The organism is Streptomyces griseobrunneus (assembly GCF_046713465.1).
GTDB classification, from domain to species: Bacteria; Actinomycetota; Actinomycetes; order Streptomycetales; family Streptomycetaceae; genus Streptomyces; species Streptomyces microflavus.
On record NZ_CP177080.1, the window covers coordinates 5,749,965 to 5,769,234 of the forward strand.

At 72.3% G+C, this 19,270-nt stretch carries 18 protein-coding genes and 1 pseudogene; 7 read left to right on the forward strand and 12 right to left on the reverse strand.

Features of this window, described 5'->3' with window-relative positions:
• Positions 1 to 4: 4 nt before the first annotated feature.
• From ACK8N7_RS26005 to ACK8N7_RS26015, 3 genes are all read right to left on the reverse strand, one after another.
• The gene (locus tag ACK8N7_RS26005; RefSeq protein WP_500444264.1) at positions 5 to 1,570 is read right to left on the reverse strand and encodes a GAF domain-containing sensor histidine kinase; all 1,566 of its coding nucleotides are present in this window, start codon (positions 1,568 to 1,570) and stop codon (positions 5 to 7) included.
• A 138-nt stretch (positions 1,571 to 1,708) separates the two neighbouring features.
• Positions 1,709 to 2,746, reverse strand: a complete 1,038-nt coding sequence (locus ACK8N7_RS26010; protein ID WP_015608316.1) for a rod shape-determining protein — start codon at positions 2,744 to 2,746, stop codon at positions 1,709 to 1,711.
• A 181-nt stretch (positions 2,747 to 2,927) separates the two neighbouring features.
• The gene (locus tag ACK8N7_RS26015; RefSeq protein WP_403208404.1) at positions 2,928 to 3,494 is read right to left on the reverse strand and encodes a hypothetical protein; all 567 of its coding nucleotides are present in this window, start codon (positions 3,492 to 3,494) and stop codon (positions 2,928 to 2,930) included.
• A gap of 124 nt (positions 3,495 to 3,618) precedes the next feature.
• On the opposite strand from ACK8N7_RS26015, the gene ACK8N7_RS26020 reads away from it, so the two are divergent.
• A complete protein-coding gene (locus tag ACK8N7_RS26020) occupies positions 3,619 to 4,332 on the forward strand; it encodes an SCO2400 family protein (RefSeq protein WP_500444265.1) in 714 nt (237 codons plus the stop codon).
• Between the two features lie 28 nt (positions 4,333 to 4,360).
• On the opposite strand, the gene ACK8N7_RS26025 is transcribed toward ACK8N7_RS26020, so the two are convergent.
• Entirely contained in the window at positions 4,361 to 4,786 is a 426-nt protein-coding gene (locus tag ACK8N7_RS26025) for a MarR family winged helix-turn-helix transcriptional regulator (RefSeq protein WP_403208408.1), read from the reverse strand.
• Between the two features lie 119 nt (positions 4,787 to 4,905).
• Between ACK8N7_RS26025 and ACK8N7_RS26030 the strand changes: the two genes are divergently transcribed.
• From ACK8N7_RS26030 to ACK8N7_RS26045, 4 genes are all read left to right on the forward strand, one after another.
• On the forward strand, positions 4,906 to 5,925 hold the full coding sequence (locus tag ACK8N7_RS26030; protein WP_403208410.1) for an NADP-dependent oxidoreductase: 1,020 nt from the start codon (positions 4,906 to 4,908) through the stop codon (positions 5,923 to 5,925).
• Positions 5,926 to 6,025: 100 nt separating this feature from the next.
• A complete protein-coding gene (locus ACK8N7_RS26035; RefSeq protein WP_359523304.1) occupies positions 6,026 to 6,454 on the forward strand; it encodes an organic hydroperoxide resistance protein in 429 nt (142 codons plus the stop codon).
• 88 nt (positions 6,455 to 6,542) lie between these two features.
• Positions 6,543 to 7,337: an EI24 domain-containing protein gene (locus ACK8N7_RS26040; RefSeq protein WP_500444266.1), complete on the forward strand. Its 795-nt coding sequence runs from the start codon at positions 6,543 to 6,545 to the stop codon at positions 7,335 to 7,337.
• A complete protein-coding gene (locus tag ACK8N7_RS26045; RefSeq protein WP_403208416.1) occupies positions 7,334 to 7,942 on the forward strand; it encodes a LysE family translocator in 609 nt (202 codons plus the stop codon). The genes ACK8N7_RS26040 and ACK8N7_RS26045 overlap by 4 nt, the downstream gene beginning before the upstream one ends.
• 33 nt (positions 7,943 to 7,975) lie before the next feature.
• On the opposite strand, the gene ACK8N7_RS26050 is transcribed toward ACK8N7_RS26045, so the two are convergent.
• On the reverse strand, positions 7,976 to 8,554 hold the full coding sequence (locus ACK8N7_RS26050) for a TetR/AcrR family transcriptional regulator (protein WP_500444267.1): 579 nt from the start codon (positions 8,552 to 8,554) through the stop codon (positions 7,976 to 7,978).
• Between the two features lie 170 nt (positions 8,555 to 8,724).
• Here ACK8N7_RS26050 and ACK8N7_RS26055 point away from each other — a divergent pair.
• Positions 8,725 to 11,206, forward strand: a pseudogene (locus ACK8N7_RS26055) (glycoside hydrolase family 3 protein).
• 65 nt (positions 11,207 to 11,271) lie between these two features.
• Here ACK8N7_RS26055 and ACK8N7_RS26060 read toward each other — a convergent pair.
• Both ACK8N7_RS26060 and ACK8N7_RS26065 read right to left on the reverse strand, forming a co-directional pair.
• On the reverse strand, positions 11,272 to 12,306 hold the full coding sequence (locus ACK8N7_RS26060) for an aldose epimerase family protein (RefSeq protein WP_500444268.1): 1,035 nt from the start codon (positions 12,304 to 12,306) through the stop codon (positions 11,272 to 11,274).
• Positions 12,307 to 12,317: 11 nt separating this feature from the next.
• Positions 12,318 to 13,229, reverse strand: coding sequence for an SGNH/GDSL hydrolase family protein (locus tag ACK8N7_RS26065; protein WP_403208424.1), 912 nt, complete (start codon positions 13,227 to 13,229; stop codon positions 12,318 to 12,320).
• Between the two features lie 399 nt (positions 13,230 to 13,628).
• Here ACK8N7_RS26065 and ACK8N7_RS26070 point away from each other — a divergent pair, with 399 nt between their 5' ends.
• Positions 13,629 to 14,123, forward strand: coding sequence for a DUF3145 domain-containing protein (locus tag ACK8N7_RS26070; RefSeq protein ID WP_015608304.1), 495 nt, complete (start codon positions 13,629 to 13,631; stop codon positions 14,121 to 14,123).
• Positions 14,124 to 14,275: 152 nt separating this feature from the next.
• Here ACK8N7_RS26070 and fabF read toward each other — a convergent pair whose 3' ends face one another.
• From fabF to ACK8N7_RS26095, 5 genes are all read right to left on the reverse strand, one after another.
• On the reverse strand, positions 14,276 to 15,538 hold the full coding sequence (gene fabF, locus ACK8N7_RS26075; protein ID WP_403208426.1) for a beta-ketoacyl-ACP synthase II: 1,263 nt from the start codon (positions 15,536 to 15,538) through the stop codon (positions 14,276 to 14,278).
• A 76-nt stretch (positions 15,539 to 15,614) separates the two neighbouring features.
• Positions 15,615 to 15,863, reverse strand: coding sequence for an acyl carrier protein (locus tag ACK8N7_RS26080; protein ID WP_014045780.1), 249 nt, complete (start codon positions 15,861 to 15,863; stop codon positions 15,615 to 15,617).
• A 63-nt stretch (positions 15,864 to 15,926) separates the two neighbouring features.
• Positions 15,927 to 16,958, reverse strand: coding sequence for a ketoacyl-ACP synthase III (locus ACK8N7_RS26085; protein ID WP_015608302.1), 1,032 nt, complete (start codon positions 16,956 to 16,958; stop codon positions 15,927 to 15,929).
• 13 nt (positions 16,959 to 16,971) lie between these two features.
• Positions 16,972 to 17,889, reverse strand: coding sequence for an ACP S-malonyltransferase (locus tag ACK8N7_RS26090; RefSeq protein ID WP_031122333.1), 918 nt, complete (start codon positions 17,887 to 17,889; stop codon positions 16,972 to 16,974).
• Between the two features lie 89 nt (positions 17,890 to 17,978).
• Entirely contained in the window at positions 17,979 to 19,178 is a 1,200-nt protein-coding gene (locus ACK8N7_RS26095; RefSeq protein WP_015608300.1) for a PucR family transcriptional regulator, read from the reverse strand.
• Positions 19,179 to 19,270 lie beyond the last annotated feature (92 nt).

Genomic DNA, 19,270 nt, shown 5'->3' on the forward strand with positions numbered 1-19,270 from the left:
CCCGTCAGATCGGCGTCTGCCACGTCACCGCCGTCGACCGGCCGCCCTCCTCGTCCCGCCCGTCGTCCGCCACCACCAGGCGCACCGCGCTCCGCCCGTCCGGCAGCCGGACCGTCGCGTCCACCTCCACCTCGATGGCCGAGACCCCGGGCCTGCGGTGCGCGGCGGCCAGCGCCCCGCGCAGCGCGGCCAGCAGCTCCCGGCCCGCCTCCTCGCCCACCAGCGCGTCCACCGCCCCCGTGAAGTGCACCGACGGCGGGAAGCCGAGCAGCGCCGAGGCGCCCCCGGTCTCCCGCAGCACCCGGCCCCGGAACGTGCTCGGGGCCTCGGCGGGCGGCTGCTGGAGGGCGAAGATCGCGGTGCGGACCTCCTGGATGGTGGAGTCCAGCTCGTCCACGGCCCGGCCGAGCAGCTCGCCCGCCCCCTCCTCCGTACTGTCGCCGCTCTCCTCCGCCGTGGCCCGCCGACGCGTCGACTCCAGCATCATCTCGGTGGCAAAGAGCCGCTGGACCACCAGATCGTGCAGGTCACGGGCGATCCGGTCGCGGTCCTCGTACACCGCGAGCTGCTCCCGGTCCGCCTGCGCGTCCGCCATCACCAGCGCCAGGGCGGCCTGCGAGGCGAACTGGGTCGCGAGCAGCCGGTCGACCGCCGTGTACGGGGGTTCGCCGCGCCGCCGGGGGAGGGCGAGGGTGCCGATGAGCCGGCCGCCGCTCTGCAGCGGCAGCATCATGCTGGGCCCGAACCGGGACCGTACCTCGGTGGTCATCCGGGGGTCGGTGGCGGAGTCGTCGATGAAGACCGGTTCGCCGCCGAGCAGTTGGACCAGGACGGGGGAGCCGGGCGCGATGGTGGTGCCGACGATGCCCGCCGGGTCGTCGAGCGTGGAGGCGGTCACGATCTCCATGCCGCCCGCCTCGGTCGGCTGGAGGATCACCCCGGCCGAGGCGCCGGCGAGCACCCGCGCCCGTTCGGCCACGGTCATCAGGGCGTCGGCCGCGTTGGTGCCGGTGAGCAGGGCCGTGGTGACCGCGGCCGCCCCTTCGATCCACCGCTCGCGCTGCCGGGCGCTCTCGTAGAGCCGGGCGTTGCCGATCGCGATGCCCGCCTGGGCGGCGAGGACCTGCAGCAGGGCCCGGTCGGTCTCGCTGAAGGTACCGGTGCTCTTCTCGGCCAGGCAGAGGTGGCCGAAGAGCTCGGTGTGCACCTGGATCGGGGCGGTGAGCAAGGCCCGCGCGGGCGGTCCGCCCGGCGCCCGGCCACCCTCGGGCGGAAGCCCCGCGCGGCGGTCCGGGAGGAGCCGGCCGACGCGTTGCCGCTCCGCCTCCGTCATCCCGGTGGTGTAGAGCGCCTCGGTCCGGTCCTGGTCGGGCTCCAGCACGCCGAGCGCGCCGTAGCGGGCCCCGGTGAGGGTGGTCGCGGTGTCCACGATCTGCTGCAGGGTGGCCCGGAGCCCGAGGTCGCTGCCGATGCTGAGGACGGCCTCCAGGAGGAGCGGCAGCCGGCCCACGGAGGGCTGCCGCTCGTCCGGGGCGCTCCCGGCGGGCCGGGGCGCACCGGAGTCGTCCACCGGGGCCGCCCCTGCCGAGTCCTGTCCGGGCTGCCCTGCCTGTCCCGCCTGTCCTGTCTGTTCCGGCCGTCCTGCCTGCCCCGGCCGTTCCGGCTGCCCGGTCATCCGCGCCGCCCGGCCCATGCCCGAAGGCACGTCCTAGCCCGCCAGCGGGTTGAGGACCATCGGCTGGATCTTGCCCTCCAGCATCGCGCCCAGGCCGAGCACCGAGCAGACGTCGGGGCGTTCGGCGATGTTCACCGGCATACCGGTCGCGTCACGGAGCATCTGGTCGAGCCCCGGCAGCAGCGCGCTGCCGCCCACCATCATGATCCCGCGGTCCGCGAGGTCGGCCACCAGATCGGGCGGGCACTCGCGCAGCACCTTGCCCACGCCGTCGAGGACGGCGGTGAGCGGGGTGTGGATGGCCTGTCGTACGGCGGCGGTGTCGACCTGCACCGAGCGGGCCAGACCGGTCGCCACGTCGCGGCCGTGGATCTCGGTCAGGGCGGGGCCGGTGAGCTGGAGGCCGTTGCCGTGCAGCGCCAGCTGCAGAGGACGTACGGACTGGCTCGGGAGCATCAGCTCGTGGCGCTGGCGCAGGTACTGGATCACCGCTTCGTCGATGGCGTTGCCGCCGACCGGGATCCGGACGGCCGTCACGATCGAGCCGAGCGAGAGCACGGCGATCTGGGTGGTGGCCGCACCGCACGCCATGATCATGGTGGCGGTCGGCTGCTCCACCGGCAGCCCGCAGCCCGCGGCCGCCGCGATCAGGGTGTCCACCAGCTCGACCCGCCGGGCGCCGAGCCCGACGAGGGTCTCCACCGTGGCGCGCTGGGCCAGCGGATCGGCCTCGTGCGGGATGCAGGCGGCGGCCCGCAGCCGGGGCTTGCGGCGCAGCTGGCGGCGGAGCTTGTCGCCGAGCAGGTGGCGCAGCATCCGCTGGGCCATCTCGATGTCGACGACGGAGCCGCCGGAGACAGGGCGGACGACCCGGATGTATTCGGGGGTGCGGCCGGTCATCTGCTCGGCGAGCACGCCGACCGCGATGAGCGATCCGGTACGGGTGTTGACGGCGGCGACGCTCGGTTCGTCGACGACGAGCCCGAGCCCCTTCACGTACACACGGGTCCTCGCGGCCCCGAGATCGACGGCGACGTGGCAACGCTGCAACTGCTCAAGGCTGACGGTCACGGCAGGTTCTCCCGAGAGCGCGGATGGGGGTACCGGCGGCAGCCGGCCTCTCATCGCATCGTCGCGTTCCCCGCCGGGTCGCGCGCGCTGGGATCCGCCGTAAGAGGGTCGGGAGCTGACGGCCCGCCAGGTTCCCCCTCCGGAGGTCTCACCCCAGCAGGCACCAGGTACCCCCAAGGCCTCACCCCGGCAGCAGCCGCTGGAACAGCCCCCAGGTGAACTCCGCGATGTACGGCTCCCCGCTGTCCGGGTCCGTGAGGGCCAGCGCCCACCGGGTCGGCGCGCTGCCCTCCATCGGCCGTGCCGGGGGAAACGCCCGGGCCACCTCGTCCACGGTGCACGACCAGGGACGCAGCGAGGGTACGGAGGTGAGCGCGGGGCCCGCCGCCCCCGGGGCCCGGACCAGCCACTCGTTCCACACGGCCCCGCCCGGCCCCGCCATCACCTCGAACCGGAGGTCAGGCCAGAGCGGCACCGGCCAGAGCAGCGCCTCGCACTCCAGGTCGCCCACCCGCCGCTTCAGGGTCAGCTCCGGCTCGCCGAGCACCGAGCGGTAGCGCCGCAGCGACCCCCGCCCCCGGGGTGCCCGGACCATGGCCTGCCAGCGCCGGTTGGCCTCCCGCATATCGGCGAGCGAGGCGCTCAGCTCCTGCCGTGCCTCCTCCACCAGATCCGGCTGGTGGTCGGCCATCCGCCGGAGCAGGACGAGCTGGAACTGGAGGGGGCCGAAGGGGGTGGGAGCGGTCATGCCGCCCATCTTCCCGCAGGTCAGGCGTATCGGACCGGCTGTTCGCGGAATCCGTCGTTCCTCACAGGATCCTCACCTGGTCCGCTTCCTCCGTTGAACTGCGCGCGTCTAATCTGCGGGCGCCATGGATTACTGCCACCCGTGCCGACGGCATCTCAACGGAGCTCTGGCCTGCGCCGGGTGCGGAACTCCCGCTGACGCGCTGGGCCCCTACGCCGTGCCCGCGCCGACGCCCGCGGGCCACGCCCCGGACGCCCCGGACGAAGCCGCCGACGCGCCCGCGCCCGTCGCCCGCTCCCGCCGGCGTGCGCGGGGCAGCCACCGCAGACGCGGCCGTACGGCGCTGCTCGCGGTGGGAGGTCTGGTCCTCGCGGCGGGTGCGCTGAGCCTGGCGGAGCTGGCCATGGAGGCGGACCGGCAGGAGGCCGCCGCCGACTTCGTGCAGGAGGCGCCGCACGGCCCCGCCGAGCCCGTACCGGCCTCCGCCTCGGGTGGTGCTCCGCAGGATCCGGGCCCGGTCACCTCCGGCGGGGGCAAGCCCGTGGACCCGTCGGCGTCGGGCAGCGCCCCGGCGGACGGCCCGTCGGAGTCACCCACCCCTGACGCCTCCGCCACGGCCTCGCCCACGGCGTCCCCGGACCCCGTCGAGGCGACCGCCTCACCCGGCTCGACCCCGGACCCCTCCGACAGCCCGCCCGCCGACCCGCCAGGCCCTGGGGAGCCCGAGGAACCGCCGACCGCGCCGGCGCCCCCGCCGCCGGGCGACCCGACCGAGGCCCCGACGCCCACACCGACACCGTCGCCTACCTGCACCCGCTTCCTGTGGTGGTGCACGTAGATCCCTGGGTCAGGCTTCGCCCCCTGGGTCAGGCTTCGCCCAGCATCCGCCGCAGCAGATCCCGCAGTACGGTCCGCTCGGCGTCGGACAGCTCGGCCAGCGGCTCCCGGGCGAAGGTCAGCGACCCCCGCAGCTCCCGGGCCGTCCGCACCCCCGCCTCCGTCGCGGCGGCCAGCTTCACCCGGCGGTCGACCGGATCCGGCCGGCGTTCGACCAGTCCGCGGGTCTCCAGGCGGTCGACGATGCCGGTCACGTTCGACGGCTCGCACTTCAGCTTGACGGCGATCTTCCGCATCGGGGTCGGCTCCAGCGCGAGCAGCCCGAGGACCCGCGCCTGTGCCCCGGTGAGGGAGTGGTCGGCGGCGGCACGGTCGTACTCCTCGTGGTAGCGCGCCACGACGGTGCCGATGAGCTCGACGACCTCAAGGGTCAGGGGGTCTGTGCGAGTGGCCATGGAGACCAGCGTACCGATTTACTTGACAATATGAAATATTCAGGAGCATGGTTGTTTCATGTAATGAAGCTTTCTTAGCAGGGCTTCCCCCCGTAGGACATTGAGGAGACCCCGAGCCCATGTCTGCAGCACTTCCCACGTCCAGCCGCGAATGGCACCTCGTCGCCCGCCCCCACGGCTGGCCCAAGTCCGAGGATTTCGCGCTGCGTGAGGCCGCGGTGGCCGCTCCGGCCGAAGGCCGCATCCTCGTCCGCAACAAGTACTTCTCCGTCGACCCGTACATGCGGGGCCGGATGAACGACGTGAAGTCGTACACCCCGCCCTTCAAGCTGGACCACCCCATGGACGGCGGCGCGGTCGGCGAGGTCATCGCCTCCAACGCCGAGGGCTTCTCCGTCGGCGACCACGTCCTGCACGGCCTCGGCTGGCGCGAGATCGCCGATGTGCCCGCGAAGCACGCGGTGAAGGTCGACGCCGACCTCGCCCCGCTCTCCGCCTATCTCGGCGTGCTCGGCATGACCGGACTCACCGCCTACGCGGGCCTGTTCGACGTCGCCTCCTTCAAGGAGGGCGACGCGGTCTTCGTCTCCGGCGCCGCCGGTGCCGTGGGCAGCCAGGTCGGCCAGCTCGCCAAGCTCAAGGGCGCCTCCCGGGTCATCGGCTCCGCGGGCTCCGACGAGAAGGTCAAGCTCCTCATCGAGGAGTACGGCTTCGACGCCGCCTTCAACTACAAGAACGGGCCGGTCCGCGACCAGCTCAGGGAAGCCGCCCCCGACGGCATCGACGTCTACTTCGACAACGTCGGCGGCGACCACCTCGAAGCCGCGATCGGCGCGCTCAACGTGCACGGCCGCGCCACCATCTGCGGCATGATCGCCCAGTACAACGCCACCGAGCCGACCCCCGGCCCGCGCAACATGGCGCTGATCATCGGCAAGCGGCTGCGGCTGCAGGGCATGCTCGTCGGCGACCACGCCGACCTCCAGCCGAAGTTCGTCGAAGAGGTCGCCGGCTGGCTGGCCTCGGGCGAGCTGAAGTACCGCGAGACCACGGTCGAGGGCATCGAGAACGGCTACGACGCGTTCATCGGTCTCCTGCGCGGTGAGAACACCGGCAAGATGATCGTTTCCCTCGTCTGACCCGGCCCCGGCCGGTCCCGGTCACGCGTTAGGCTCGTCCCCAGGCCGTCGCGATCGTGGGCGCGAGTCGCGGCGCACCAACAGGAGGAATCCTCACATCATGACCATCCAGAAGATCGACGTCGCCTACACCGCTGTCGCCACCGCCGAGAACGGCCGTGACGGCCGCGTCTCCTCGGACGACGGCCAGCTCGACGTGGTCGTCAATCCGCCGAAGGTCCTGGGCGGCAGCGGCGCGGGCACCAACCCGGAGCAGCTCTTCGCGGCGGGCTACAGCGCCTGCTTCCAGGGCGCGCTGGGCGTCGTCGCCCGCCAGGAGAAGGCCGACATCTCCGGCTCCACGGTCACCGCCTCGGTCTCCATCGGCAAGACCGAGGCCGGCGGCTTCGGCCTGGAGGTCGCGATCAGCGCGACCATCCCCAACGTCGACGCCGCCACCGCCCAGTCGCTCATCGAGAAGGCCCACCAGGTCTGTCCGTACTCGAACGCGACCCGCGGCAACATCAAGGTCGAGCTCTCGGTCGCCTGAGGCCGACCGAAGCGTCTTCGCGCGAGGACCGCACCCCGCTCCGGGGTGCGGTCCTCGCCGCCTTCCGCACGCCAGTACGCTGACGCCCATGAACGATCTCGGGGCAGGCTTCGGCTACTTGATGAAGGGGCAACGGTGGGTTGCCCAGCACGGACGATGGTTCGGGTTCGGGCTGCTGCCCGGACTCATCACCCTCGTGGTGTACGCCGGGGCGCTGGTCGGACTCGGTTACGGCGCGGACGACTTCGTCGCCTGGGCCACCCCGTTCGCCGACGACTGGTCCTCGCCGTGGCTCGGCCTGCTGCGCACCACGCTGACCGCGTTCGTCTTCGTCTTCGGTCTGTTCCTCGCGGTCATCACCTTCACCGCCGTCACCCTCCTGGTCGGCCAGCCGTTCTACGAGTCGCTCTCCGAGGAGGTCGAGCGCGGCGAGGGCGGCGAGGTCCACGAGTCCGGACTGCCGCTCTGGCGCGAACTGTGGATCTCCGCCCGGGACTCCGTACGCATCCTGCTGCGCGTCGCCCTCTTCGGAATCGTCCTCTTCGCCTGCGGTTTCATCCCGGTCGTCGGCCAGACCGTCGTGCCCGCGCTCGGCTTCTGCGTCTCCGGCTACTTCCTGACCCAGGAGCTGACCGGCGTGGCCCTCCAGCGCCGGGGCATGGTCCTCAAGGACCGGCTCGCAGTCCTGCGCCGCCGCCGGCTGCTGGTGCTCGGCTTCGGCGTCCCGCTGACCCTGGCGTTCCTGGTCCCGGTCGTCGCGGTGTTCCTGATGCCGGGGGCGGTCGCCGGGGCCACCCTCCTCGCCCGTGACCTGGTGGACGCGGACGAGGACCCCGCCCCCGGCCCCGACGGCGCCGCCACGACCAAGCAGTGGGCCGCATGACCGAGCTGCTGGCGGTCGCCGCCATCACCCTCCTCGCCGTCATCAGCCCGGGCGCCGACTTCGCCATGGTCGTCCGCAACAGCTATCTGTACGGGCGCACCACCGGCGTCCTCGCGGCCGCCGGTGTCGCGGCGGGCGTCCTGGTCCACGTCACGTACACGATGCTCGGCGTCGGGCTGCTCATCGCCTCCTCCACCGCCCTGTTCACCGCGGTGAAACTCGCCGGTGCGGCCTACCTGATCTACATCGGCGTACGCACCTTCCTGGCCCGCGCCGACTTCGACGTAGACCTGAGCGACCGGCCGGGACTCACCCGCTTCGGGGCGCTGCGCAGCGGGTTCCTGACCAACGCGCTCAACCCGAAGACGACCCTGTTCGTCGTCGCGACCTTCACCCAGGTCGTCGGGCCGGAGACCGCTCTGTGGCAGCAGGCGGGTTACGGACTCTTCATGTCGGCGGCGCACCTCGGCTGGTTCGCACTGGTCGCGCTCTTCTTCTCGCACTCCCGGCTGCGCGGCGCGATGCTGCGCCGCCAGAAGGCGCTGAACCGGTCCATCGGCTCGGTCCTGGTCGGCCTCGGCGTCACCCTGGGCCTGGCCCGCTGAGACGAGGGCAGCTCCACGAGGGGGCCTCAAGCTCTACGAGGGGGCCTCGGGCCCTCTCAGCAGCCCCAGGAAGTCGCCGAACGCCCCCGGCATGTCCACCGCCTCCGGGTCCAGCAGCCACTGGTACTGGAGCCCGTCCAACACCGCCACCAGCAGCACCGCCGCCCGTTCCGGGGTCAGCCCGCCCGGCAGCGTGTCGCCGTACTCGGCGCGCAGGGTGGCGGCCATGCCCGCCCGGACCTGGGTGTAGCGCCGGGTGAAGAACTCCCGGGCCGGGTGGTCCTCCGTCACGCTCTCGCCGAGCAGCGCCGAGAAGGTCTGCACGATCACCGGCCGCATCGCGTTGTACTCCACCAGTGAGCCCAGCAGCTCCAGCCGCCAGGCGCCTTCCTCGCTGCCGCCCCCGCCGGTGTCCCACCGGTCCCGGTCCTCCAGCACCGCCACCAGCAGCGCCTCCTTCGTCGGGAAGTAGTGCAGCAGCCCCTGCTGGGTCAGGCCCACCCGCTCGGCCACCGCCCCCAGCGTCGCGCCCCGGTAGCCGCGCTCGGCGATCACTTCGAGGGTGGCCCGCAGGATCTCGGCCCGCCGCTCCTCGCTCCTGGCCCGTGCCATCGCCGGCCCCTTCCCTGCCGCCCTGCCCCACACCGGTCACGCTCACCAGAACCGTACGTCGTCACCGGACCCGCCCCGGTAACATAACGAACAAATAACAAAACCTACCGTGCTACCGGTATGCGCGTCACCATGGAGGCGTCCACCGGACTCGACCAGGAGGTACGGCCGTGGCAGCCGCGTCCAGCACCAGCAACTCCAAGGCCCTCCGCCGGGAGGCCGTCGACACGGCCCTCGCCGCCCTCGGCCTCGACGACAAGACGCGTCTCCTGGCCGGCCAGGACCTGTGGTCGCTGCCCGCGCTGCCCGCCATCGGCCTGCGCTCCCTGGTGATGTCGGACGGCCCGATCGGTGTCCGGGGAGTCCGCTGGACCGCCGCCGACCCCTCGATCGCCCTGCCCTCGCCCACCGCGCTCGCCGCCACCTGGGACCCGGAGCTCGCCCGCCGCGCCGGCCGGCTGCTCGCCCAGGAGGCCCGCCGCAAGGGCGTCCACGTGCTGCTCGCCCCCACGGTCAACCTGCACCGCACCCCGCTCGGCGGCCGCCACTTCGAGGCGTACAGCGAGGACCCGTACCTCACCGGCGAGATCGGCACCGGTTACGTCCGGGGCGTCCAGGACGGCGGGGTCGGCACCACCGTCAAGCACTTCGTCGCCAACGACGCCGAGACCGACCGCTTCACCGTGAACAACACCGTCGCCCCGCGCCCCCTGCGCGAGCTCTACCTGGCCCCCTTCGAGCGGATCGTCAGGAACGCCCACCCCTGGGGCATCATGGCCGCCTACAACCAGGTCAACGGCTCCACGATGACCGAACACCGCTACCTCCAGAACGCCGTCCTGCGCGGCGAATGGGGCTTCGACGGCTTCATCGTCTCCGACTGGCTCGCCGCCCGGACCACGGTCGGCGCCATCACCGGCGGACTCGACGCCGCGATGCCCGGCCCGCGCACGGTCTACGGCGAGGCGCTGGCCGACGCCGTCCGGGCGGGTGAGGTGGACGAGAAGATCGTCGACATCGCCGTACGGAACATCCTGCTGCTCGCCGCCCGCGTCGGCGCCCTGGAGTCGGCCCCGCCCGCAGTGGCCGCCGCCGACCTCCCCGCCACCGTGGACGGCGAGGCGCTGGCCCGCGAAATCGCCCGCCGCTCCTTCGTGCTCGTACGCAACGAGGTACGCGACGGGGCCGACGTCCTCCCGCTCGCCCCCGGCACCTCCGTCGCCCTCTCCGGCGCACTCGCCCGGGACGCCCGGGTCCTCGGCGGCGGCTCGGCCCTGGTCTTCCCCGACCATGTCGTCTCCCCGCTCGACGGACTGACCGCCGCCCTCCCCGAAGGCGCGCTGACGTACGCGGTCGGCGCCGACCCGAGCGACGAACTCGCCATCGCCGAGGCCGGGTTCGACCTCACCGCCGTCTGCCGCGACGCCTCCGGGGCGGTCCTCGCCACCGTCCCGCTGCCCAGCGGCCAGATCCAGTGGATCGGCGCCGACCTGCCCGACGGGGTCACCCACGACACTCTCGACACCGTCGAGATCACCGGCACGTTCACCCCGCGCGCGAGCGGCGAGCACACCTTCGGCACCCGTGGCACCGGTTCCTTCGCCCTCACCGTCGACGACCGCCCCCTCTTCGACGGCACCCAGGACCGCGCCCCCCGGCACCGACCCGCTCGGCGCCTTCTTCAACGAGCCGGTCGAACGCGGCCGCCTCCCGCTCACCGAGGGCGCCCCCGTCCGGGTCTCGCTCAGCCACCGCCCCGGCCCCGGAACCGGCCACCCGCTCAAGGGCGTCGCCTTCTCGCTCGTCCACCTCGCCCCGCTCCGCGACCCGGACGAGCTGATCGCCGAGGCCGCCGAGGCGGCCCGTACGGCGGACACCGCGATCGTCGTCGTCGGCACCACCGAACGCGTCGAGTCCGAGGGCTTCGACCGTACCGACCTGAAGCTCCCCGGCCACCAGGACGCCCTGGTCCACGCGGTCGCCGCCGTCAACCCCCGTACGGTCGTCGTCGTCAACTCCGGCTCCCCGGTGGAGCTTCCCTGGCGGAACGAGGTGGCGGCGGTCCTCCTGTCCTGGTTCCCCGGTCAGGAGGCGGGCCACGCGCTCGCCGACGTGCTGCGCGGGGAGGAAGAGCCGGGCGGCCGCCTCCCCACCACCTGGCCCGTCGCCCTCGCCGACGTCCCGGTCTCCGCCACCACCCCCGCCAACGGCGAACTCCCCTACACCGAGGGCGTCTTCATCGGCTACCGCGCCTGGGAGAAGGCGGGCACCACCCCCGCGTACGCCTTCGGCCACGGCCTCGGCTACACCACCTGGGAGTACGAGAACGTGTCGGCCACCCCCGACGCGGTCACCGTGCGAGTCCGCAACACCGGCTCCCGCCCCGGCAGCGACACCGTCCAGATCTACCTGGCCCCCGCGCCCGCCCCGGACGCCCCCGAGCGCCCGGCCCGCTGGCTCGCCGGCTTCGCCCGGGTCACCGCCGCCCCCGGCGGGAGCGTGGAGGTCACCGTCCCCGTCGAGACGCGCGCCTACCAGGTCTGGGACGAGGAGGCGTACGGCTGGAAGACGGTCCCCGGCACCTACGAGGTCCAGGCGGCCCGCTCCCTGGCAGACGTCCGCGCCACCACCACGGTCGACATCACGGCTTAGAAGCGGACAGGCACCGGCACCGGCCCCGGGGCCTCAGCGCACCGAGGCTTCAGCTCCCGGAGGCCTCAGCGCACCGAGAACGCGTACTCCGTACGGGAGGTGAACTCCTCGCCGGGCCGGAGCACGGTGCTGGGGAACTCCGGCCGGTTCGGGGAGTCCGGGAAGTGCTGGGTCTCCAGCGCGATCCCGGCGCACGGCACGAACGGCCGCCCGTCGAAGTGGTCGGCCGTGTAGAGCTGGAGCCCCGGCTCGGTGGTCCGCACGGTCAGCACCCGCCCGGTGCCGGGGTCGTACAACTCAGCGGCGAAACCGCCCCGGTCCCCGTCCCCGCCCCTGTCCTCGTCCAGCACGAAGTTCTGGTCGTACCCGGCTTCCACCGCCCGCCCCCGCCGGAAGTCGAACCGGGTCCCGGCCACCGGGGCGAGCTCACCGGTCGGCACCGCGTCCGCGTCCACCGGCGTGAAGCGCCCGGCGGCGATCCGCAGCTCCTGCCCCAGCGCGCTCCCGCTCAACGCGCCCGCCAGGTTCCAGTAGAGATGGGAGGTCGGGTTGAGCACGGTCGGGGCGTCGGTCACCGCCCGGTAGTCGATCCGCAGCGCCCCGCCCGGCTCCAGGGTGTACGTCACCGAGAAGTCGAGCCGCCCCGGATAGCCCTCCTCGCCGTCCTCGGCCACCAGGGACATCCGCACCCCGCCCGGGACCGCCCCCGCCTCCCACACCCGCTTGTCGAAGCCCCGCAGCCCGCCGTGCAGATGGACGCGGCCCTCGTTGGGCGTCAGGCGGTGCGTCCGGCCGTCCAGGACGAAGGAGGCGCCCCCGATCCGGTTCGCGTACCGCCCGACCACCGCACCGAAGTAGGGGGCCGGGAACTCCTCGTACCCCGCCACCTCCGGCAGCCCCAGCGCCACGGCTCCGCGCGAACCGTCGCGCCCCGGCACCTCCACGGACTGCACGATCGCGCCGTACGTCAGCACGCGTACGCGGACCCCGTCACGCTCCAGCGTCCACCGGCGGACGGGTGACCCGTCCGCGAGCGCGCCGAAGTCCTCCGCATACGCCGCTGTGCTTGTGCCTGTACCTGTGCCTGCGCCCGTGCTCATGGTGCTGGACCCTACGCGGGCGGCTCGGCCGCAGTGATGTTGCGGTAGGCGATCTCCGCCAGCCGGGCCTGGCCGTCGCGGCTCGGGTGGAACCAGTCCCACTGGCTGAGCTGCGCCCCGGTGAAGCGGAAGCCGAAGACGGCCCCGCCGTCGTACCGGCAGTGCCGGTCCTGAGCGCAGACGTCCCGAAGCACCTCGTTGTACGCCACCACCCGGTCCTGCACCGCGTCCCGCCGCGCCACGGCCGCGGGCCCCAGGTCGTCCGCGTCCGCCAGCATCGACTGGCAGATTCCGAGGTCCCAGATCTTCTTGCCGGTCTCGTTGAGCCGCCCGGTCGACCACAGCCGCTTCAGGTCCGGCACGCTGGACACGTATACCTGCGCCTTGGGCGCCCCGGCCCGCAACTGCCGTATCGACGCCTCGAACGACGCCCGGAAGTCCGCCACGGGCGTCATCAGCCGCACCGAGTCCCGGCACGCGTCGTTCGCGCCCATCATCACCGTGACCAGCTCCGGCCGTTCCTTCGCCGCCAGCGCCATCTGCTCCGGCAGCTGGACCATCCGGGCCCCCGACACCGCGTGGTTCCAGCTGCGGTCCGCCGCCTTCGACGCACCGAGCAGCCGCACGGCGAGACTGCGCACCAGGCTGTCGCTCCCGGTCGCCCAGGACACCTCCGGGCAGTCGGCCAGCACCGAGCAGGCGTCGAAGCCCCGCGTGATGGAGTCCCCGACCGCCGCGACCGACCCCGGATTCGGGTTCCAGCCGGAGGAGACGGGGGCGGAGGGGGACGGCGACACGGAGGGCGAGGAGGCGGCGGGCGCGTTCCGTGACACGCCGTCACCCGAGTCCCCGCTGCTGCATCCGGCCAGCGCGGCCACCCCCACCAAGGAGAGCGCCGCCAGCGCCACTCCGGCGGTACGCATCCGAGGGCGTGTCGCACGCTCCGGCATTCTCAGATCCCCTCCGGTCAACCTCTGGTCTATGCCCCTGGCCATGCCCCCGGCAAGCCCACGATCCCCAGGTCGCAGGCTTGCGCGCCCTGCCGGGTGAAAGCCGGCGAATCAGAGGCACCGGACCGACGGTACGTCACACGGACGGCCCCGGCGCACGGTAGCTTTTCCCCGTCGAACCAGTGGCACCGCGCCCGCCCTCTCCACGGCAGGTGGCTCCGGTACATTACGTCACGTCACACACTGTCCCTTTTCAGGAGATTAACTCCCGATGCTGTTTACTGATGACAACCTCGGGAACCGGCCGAAAAGAGGCGGTACGGGTGCGAGGCCGCTGGGGAAGGCGTACCTCGTCCCACACGGGAGGTTCCGGTGACGACACGTGGAGTCCTGTACGTTCACTCCGCACCGCGCGCGCTGTGCCCACATGTCGAATGGGCAGTGGCGGGCGTCCTCGGTGTGCGGGTCCAGCTGGACTGGATCAGACAGCCGGCCGCGCCCGGCACCTGGCGGTCCGAATTCTCCTGGAAGGGCCGCGCCGGCACCGCCTCGCAGCTCGCCTCCGCCCTGCGCGGCTGGGACCTCCTGCGCTTCGAGGTGACCGCCGAGCCCTGCCCCACCGCCGAGGGTGAGCGCTACAGCTCCACCCCCGGCCTGGGCATCTTCCACGCCGTCACCGGCATGCACGGCGACATCCTGATCCCCGAGGACCGCCTGCGCGCAGCCCTGGCCCGCTCGACGCGCGGCGAGAGCGACCTGGAGGTGGAGATCGCCTCCCTCCTGGGCAAACCGTGGGACGACGAACTGGAGTCCTTCCGCCACGCGGGCGAGGGCGCCCCTGTCCGCTGGCTCCACCAGGTGGTCTGAGCCCCTCCGGCTGCTCCTCACCCAGCGGTGACCGGGAGCGATTCAAGCCCCTCCGGCGATTGAGGAGCGGGGTCCGGGGCGGAGCCCCGAAGAACGATGAAGCCCGCCTCCCGGACCCCGGGAAGCGGGCTTCACACGTACAAGGGGCGGCGTTACACGGACCGGAACGCCAGCACCACGTTGTGCCCACCGAACCCGAACGAGTTGTTGATCGCCGCGATCGGCCCCGCGGGCAGCGCCCGGGGCTCACCCCGCACGATGTCCGCGTCGATCGCCTCGTCGAGGTCGTCGATGTTGATCGTCGGAGGAGCGATCCGGTGGTGCAGCGCGAGCACGGTGGCAACGGTCTCGATACCGCCCGCACCACCCAGCAGGTGCCCCGTCATCGACTTCGTGGCCGAGATCGCGACATGGTCCAGATCGTCCCCCAGAACCTTCCGCAGCGCCTTGATCTCCGCGATGTCACCCTGCGGCGTGGACGTGGCGTGCGCGTTGAGGTGGACCACCTCGGACGGCTTGAGGTCGCTGGAGTCCAGCAGGTTCTGCATCGCGGCGGCGATACCCCGCCCGGTGGGCTCGGGCTGCGCGATGTGGTGGGCGTCGGCCGACAGGCCCTGGCCCAGCACCTCGCAGTAGACCCTGGCGCCCCGCGCGGCGGCGTGCTCGGCGGACTCCAGGACCACGACGCCGGCGCCCTCACCGAGGACGAAGCCGTCACGGGCCGTGTCGTACGGGCGCGAGGCCTTCTCCGGCTCGTCGTTGCTCTTGGACATCGCCATCATGTTGGCGAAGGCCGCGATCGGCAGCGGGTGGATCGCCGCCTCAGTGCCGCCGGCGACGACCACGTCGGCCCGGCCGGTGCGGATCATCTCGACGGCGTACCCGATCGCCTCCGCGCCCGAGGCGCAGGCGGAGACCGGCGTGTGGACACCGGCCTGGGCGTTGACCTCCAGGCCGACGTTGGCCGCCGGGCCGTTGGGCATGAGCATGGGAACGGTGTGCGGGGAGACGCGGCGTACGCCCTTCTCCTTGAGCACGTCGTACTGGTCGAGCAGGGTGGTCACGCCGCCGATGCCGGAGGCGATGACCGAGCCGAGCCGCTCGGGGCGGACGTTCTCGTCCTCACCGGCCTTGGCGGTGAAGCCCGCGTCCGCCCAGGCTTCGCGGGCCGCGATCAGCGCGAACTGCGCCGAGCGGTCCAGCTTGCGGGCGAGCGGGCGGGGCAGTACGTCGCCCGGGTCGACAGCCGCGAGGGCGGCGATCCGGACGGGCAGTTCGGCGAAGCGCTCGCCTTCGAGAGGCTTGACGCCGGAGCGGCCGGCCATCAGACCTTCCCAGGTCGATGCGGAGTCGCCACCCAGCGGAGTGGTTGCGCCGATACCGGTGACGACCACGGTGCGATTGGTCGAGTTCACTGGAAAATCTTCTCCACGTGTAGAGGGTCGTGAATCAGCGGCGCCACCGCCGGGTGGCGACACAGCCGGGCTGGGATCAGCCCTGGTGCTTCAGGATGTAGTCGGCAGCGTCGCCGACCGTCTTGAGGTTCTTGACGTCCTCGTCGGGGATCTTGACGTCGAAGCGCTCCTCGGCGGCGACGACGACCTCGACCATGGACAGCGAGTCGACGTCCAGGTCGTCGGTGAAGGACTTGTCCAGCTGGACGTCCTCGACCGGGATCCCGGCGATCTCGTTGACGATCTCGGCGAGACCGGTGACGATCTCTTCCTGCGTGGCGGCCATCTTGGCGCTCCTTCGGTGGGTTTCTTCAGGGTTCGTGCGTACGGACCAAAAGGTCCGGTGTGCCTAGGGGAGGGTAACGACCGTCGCGGCGTAGACGAGACCCGCCCCGAAGCCGATGACGAGCGCGGTGTCGCCGCTCTTCGCCTGACCGGTCGCCAGGAGCCGCTCCATCGCGAGCGGGATCGAGGCGGCGGACGTGTTGCCGGTGGACTCGATGTCACGGGCGACCGTGACGTGTTCCGGCAGCTTGAGGGTCTTCACCATCGAGTCGATGATCCGCATGTTGGCCTGGTGCGGGATGAAGACGTCCAGGTCCTCCGGGGAGATCCCGGCCGCGTCCAGCGCCTGCTGGGCGACCTTCGCCATCTCGTAGACGGCCCAGCGGAAGACCGCCTGGCCCTCCTGGGTGATGGCCGGGAACTTGATCTCGCCCTTGGAGTCGAGCGGCAGCTTGGAGACGTCGCCGATGTGCAGCTCGTTCCAGGACACCGTCTGCTTGATGGTCTCGGACTTGTCGCCCTCGGAACCCCACACGGTGGGGCCGATGGCCGGCTCCTGGGAGGGGCCGACGACGACCGCGCCCGCGCCGTCACCGAACAGGAAGGCCGTCGCGCGGTCCTCCAGGTCGGTCAGGTCGCTGAGCCGCTCCACGCCGATCACGAGGACGTGCTCCGCCGAACCCTCGACGATCATGCCCTTGGCGAGGGTCAGGCCGTAGCCGAAGCCCGCGCAGCCGGCCGAGATGTCGAAGGCGGCGGGCTTGCCCGCGCCGATCTTGTGGGCGATCTCGGTCGCGACGGCCGGGGTCTGCTTGAAGTGCGAGACGGTCGAGACGATGACCGCGCCGATCTGCTCGGGCGTGATGCCCGCGTCGGCGATGGCCTTGCCGGACGCCTCGATCGACATCATGGCCACGGTCTCCTCGTCGGAGGCCCAGTGGCGGGTGACGATGCCGGAGCGGGAGCGGATCCACTCGTCGGAGGAGTCGATCGTTTCGAGGATCACCTCGTTCGGCACGACACGGGTCGGGCGGTAGCCGCCGACGCCGAGAATCCGTGCGTACGGGGCGCCCTTGCTGGGCTTGATCTTCGACATGCTCTCGGGCTCCTTAGGCGCCTGCGTGCTCTGAGATGAGCGCGCGGGCGGCGTCGAGGTCGTCGGGTGTCTTGAGCGCGAGCGTCTTCACACCGGGCAGCGCCCGCTTGGCGAGCCCGGTGAGCGTGCCGCCGGGGCTCAGCTCGACCAGCGCGGTGACGCCGAGCTCCTGGAAGGTCTCCATGCACAGGTCCCAGCGGACCGGGTTGGCGACCTGGCCGACCAGCCGGGCGATGACCTCGGTGCCGGTGGCGACCGTGTGGCCGTCGGCGTTGGAAACGTAACGCACGGTCGGGTCGGTGACCGTGAGGTCCCCGACAGCCGCGCGCAGCTTCTCCACGGCCGGGGCCATGTGGTGCGTGTGGAACGCGCCGGCCACCTTCAGCGCGACGACCCGGCGTACGCCTTCGGGCTTGTCGGCCTCCAGGGCGGCGATCTGGGCCGCGGTGCCGGCGGCGACGATCTGGCCGCCCCCGTTGACGTTGGCGGGGGTCAGGCCGAGCTTCTCCAGGTGCGGGACCGTCACGGCGGGGTCGCCGCCGAGCAGGGCCGCCATACCGGTCTCGGTGACCGCGGCGGCCTCGGCCATGCCGAGCCCCCGGGTACGGACGAAGCGGAGTGCCGCCTCGTCACCGATGACACCGGCGATCGCGGCGGCGGTGATCTCACCGACGCTGTGACCCGCGACGACGTCGGGGGAGGGCGCGTCCAGGGCCGCGGCCGAGAGCAGGCCCGCGGCGACCAGGAGCGGCTGGGCGACGGCCGTGTCGCGGATCTCGTCCGCGTCGGCCTGCGTGCCGTAGTGGGCAAGGTCGAGCCCGATGGCGTCGGACCAGGCCGCGATGCGGTCGGCGGCACCGGGGAGGTCGAGCCAGGGAGTCAGGAAGCCGGGCGTCTGAGCGCCTTGGCCGGGAGCGACGAGTACGAGCACCCTCACACTCTCTCTTGTGGACGGCTCCGCACGCCCGTGGGGACAGGGACGAAGAACCGTCAGGGGAATTGTTGAAGTCCGACAAAAGTCTAGGACTGAGGATCCGCCGCGGCCAAGCGCCCCAGGATCAGAGCGATCCGCAGGGTGAACGCGGAGCGCACATCGGAGGGTGACCATCCGGTGACGTCGGTCACACGTCGTAGCCGGTAGCGCACGGTGTTGGGGTGGACGAAAAGCATCCGTGCGGCTCCCTCAAGACTGCTCGCCTGTTCGAGATAGACACTCAGCGTTTCCAGAAGCGCCGAACCGGCTTCCTCCAGCGGTCTGTAGATCTCCTCCACCAACTGGTCCCGCGCGGCAGGGTCCCCCGCCATCGCGCGCTCGGGCAGGAGATCGTCCGCCAGTACCGGGCGCGGCGCGTCCTGCCACGCCAGGCACGCCTTCAGCCCGGCCGCCGCGGCCTGCGCGGACCGGGTGGCCGCCAGGAGGTCCGGCACCACGGGCCCGGCGACGACGGGCCCGGCCGCGTACGGCCCGATCAGGCCCTTCGCGACCTGGAGCGGGTTGTCGCTGCCGCCCGCGATCACGACGAGCCGGTTGCCGAGGACCCCGGTGAGGACCTGGAGCTTCGCGTGCCGGGCGGCCCGCCGGATCGCCTCCACGGTCAGCTCGCTGTCCCCGTCGGGCGCGGTGCCGAGGATGACGCAGACGTGCTCGGGCGAGTTCCACCCGAGCGCGGCGGCCCGGGACACGGCCCCCTCGTCGGCCTCCCCGGACAGCACCGCGTTCACGACCAGCGACTCCAGCCGGGCATCCCAGGCGCCCCGGGCCTCGGCGGCCTGGGCGTAGACCTGGGCGGTGGCGAAGGCGATCTCCCGCGCGTAGACGAGCAGCGCCTCCCGCAGCACGGACTCGTCGCCCGGCGCGGCCACCTCCTCGATCGCGGCCTCCATGACCTCGATCGTCGTACGCACCATCTCGACGGTCTGCCGCAGCGTGATCGCTCGTGTCAGCTCGCGCGGGGCGGTGCCGAACACATCGGTCGAGATGGCCTGCGGGGTCTCGGGATGCCGGAACCACTCGGTGAACGCCGCGATACCGGCCTGGGCGACCAGGCCGATCCAGGACCGGTTCTCCGGGGGCATCGCCCGGTACCACGGCAGCGATTCGTCCATGCGGGCAATCGCGTTCGCGGCCAGCCGGCCGGAGGACTGCTCCAGCCGTTTCAGGGTCGCGGCATGCAGGTGGGCGTCGTGGGCGGCGGAATGCTCAGGATCGGGTCGGGGCACGAGGACAAGACTGCCTTATCGGGCCGGTGGATCGGTGGGGTGGGGCAAGGGTCTCGCCTACTGGTCGGTACGGGGGTGTCGGGCCCGGTCGG

What these genes read in the sequence shown, in the direction of transcription:
- ACK8N7_RS26015 (WP_403208404.1), bottom strand. Translation starts at nt 3,494, where the DNA reads ATGACCGCTCCCACCCCCTTCGGCCCCCTCCAGTTCCAGCTCGTCCTG.
- ACK8N7_RS26020 (WP_500444265.1), top strand. Translation starts at nt 3,619, where the DNA reads ATGGATTACTGCCACCCGTGCCGACGGCATCTCAACGGAGCTCTGGCC.
- ACK8N7_RS26025 (WP_403208408.1), bottom strand. Translation starts at nt 4,786, where the DNA reads ATGGCCACTCGCACAGACCCCCTGACCCTTGAGGTCGTCGAGCTCATC.
- ACK8N7_RS26030 (WP_403208410.1), top strand. Translation starts at nt 4,906, where the DNA reads ATGTCTGCAGCACTTCCCACGTCCAGCCGCGAATGGCACCTCGTCGCC.
- ACK8N7_RS26035 (WP_359523304.1), top strand. Translation starts at nt 6,026, where the DNA reads ATGACCATCCAGAAGATCGACGTCGCCTACACCGCTGTCGCCACCGCC.
- ACK8N7_RS26040 (WP_500444266.1), top strand. Translation starts at nt 6,543, where the DNA reads ATGAACGATCTCGGGGCAGGCTTCGGCTACTTGATGAAGGGGCAACGG.
- ACK8N7_RS26045 (WP_403208416.1), top strand. Translation starts at nt 7,334, where the DNA reads ATGACCGAGCTGCTGGCGGTCGCCGCCATCACCCTCCTCGCCGTCATC.
- ACK8N7_RS26050 (WP_500444267.1), bottom strand. Translation starts at nt 8,554, where the DNA reads ATGGCACGGGCCAGGAGCGAGGAGCGGCGGGCCGAGATCCTGCGGGCC.
- ACK8N7_RS26060 (WP_500444268.1), bottom strand. Translation starts at nt 12,306, where the DNA reads ATGAGCACGGGCGCAGGCACAGGTACAGGCACAAGCACAGCGGCGTAT.
- ACK8N7_RS26065 (WP_403208424.1), bottom strand. Translation starts at nt 13,229, where the DNA reads ATGCGTACCGCCGGAGTGGCGCTGGCGGCGCTCTCCTTGGTGGGGGTG.
- ACK8N7_RS26080 (WP_014045780.1), bottom strand. Translation starts at nt 15,863, where the DNA reads ATGGCCGCCACGCAGGAAGAGATCGTCACCGGTCTCGCCGAGATCGTC.
- ACK8N7_RS26085 (WP_015608302.1), bottom strand. Translation starts at nt 16,958, where the DNA reads ATGTCGAAGATCAAGCCCAGCAAGGGCGCCCCGTACGCACGGATTCTC.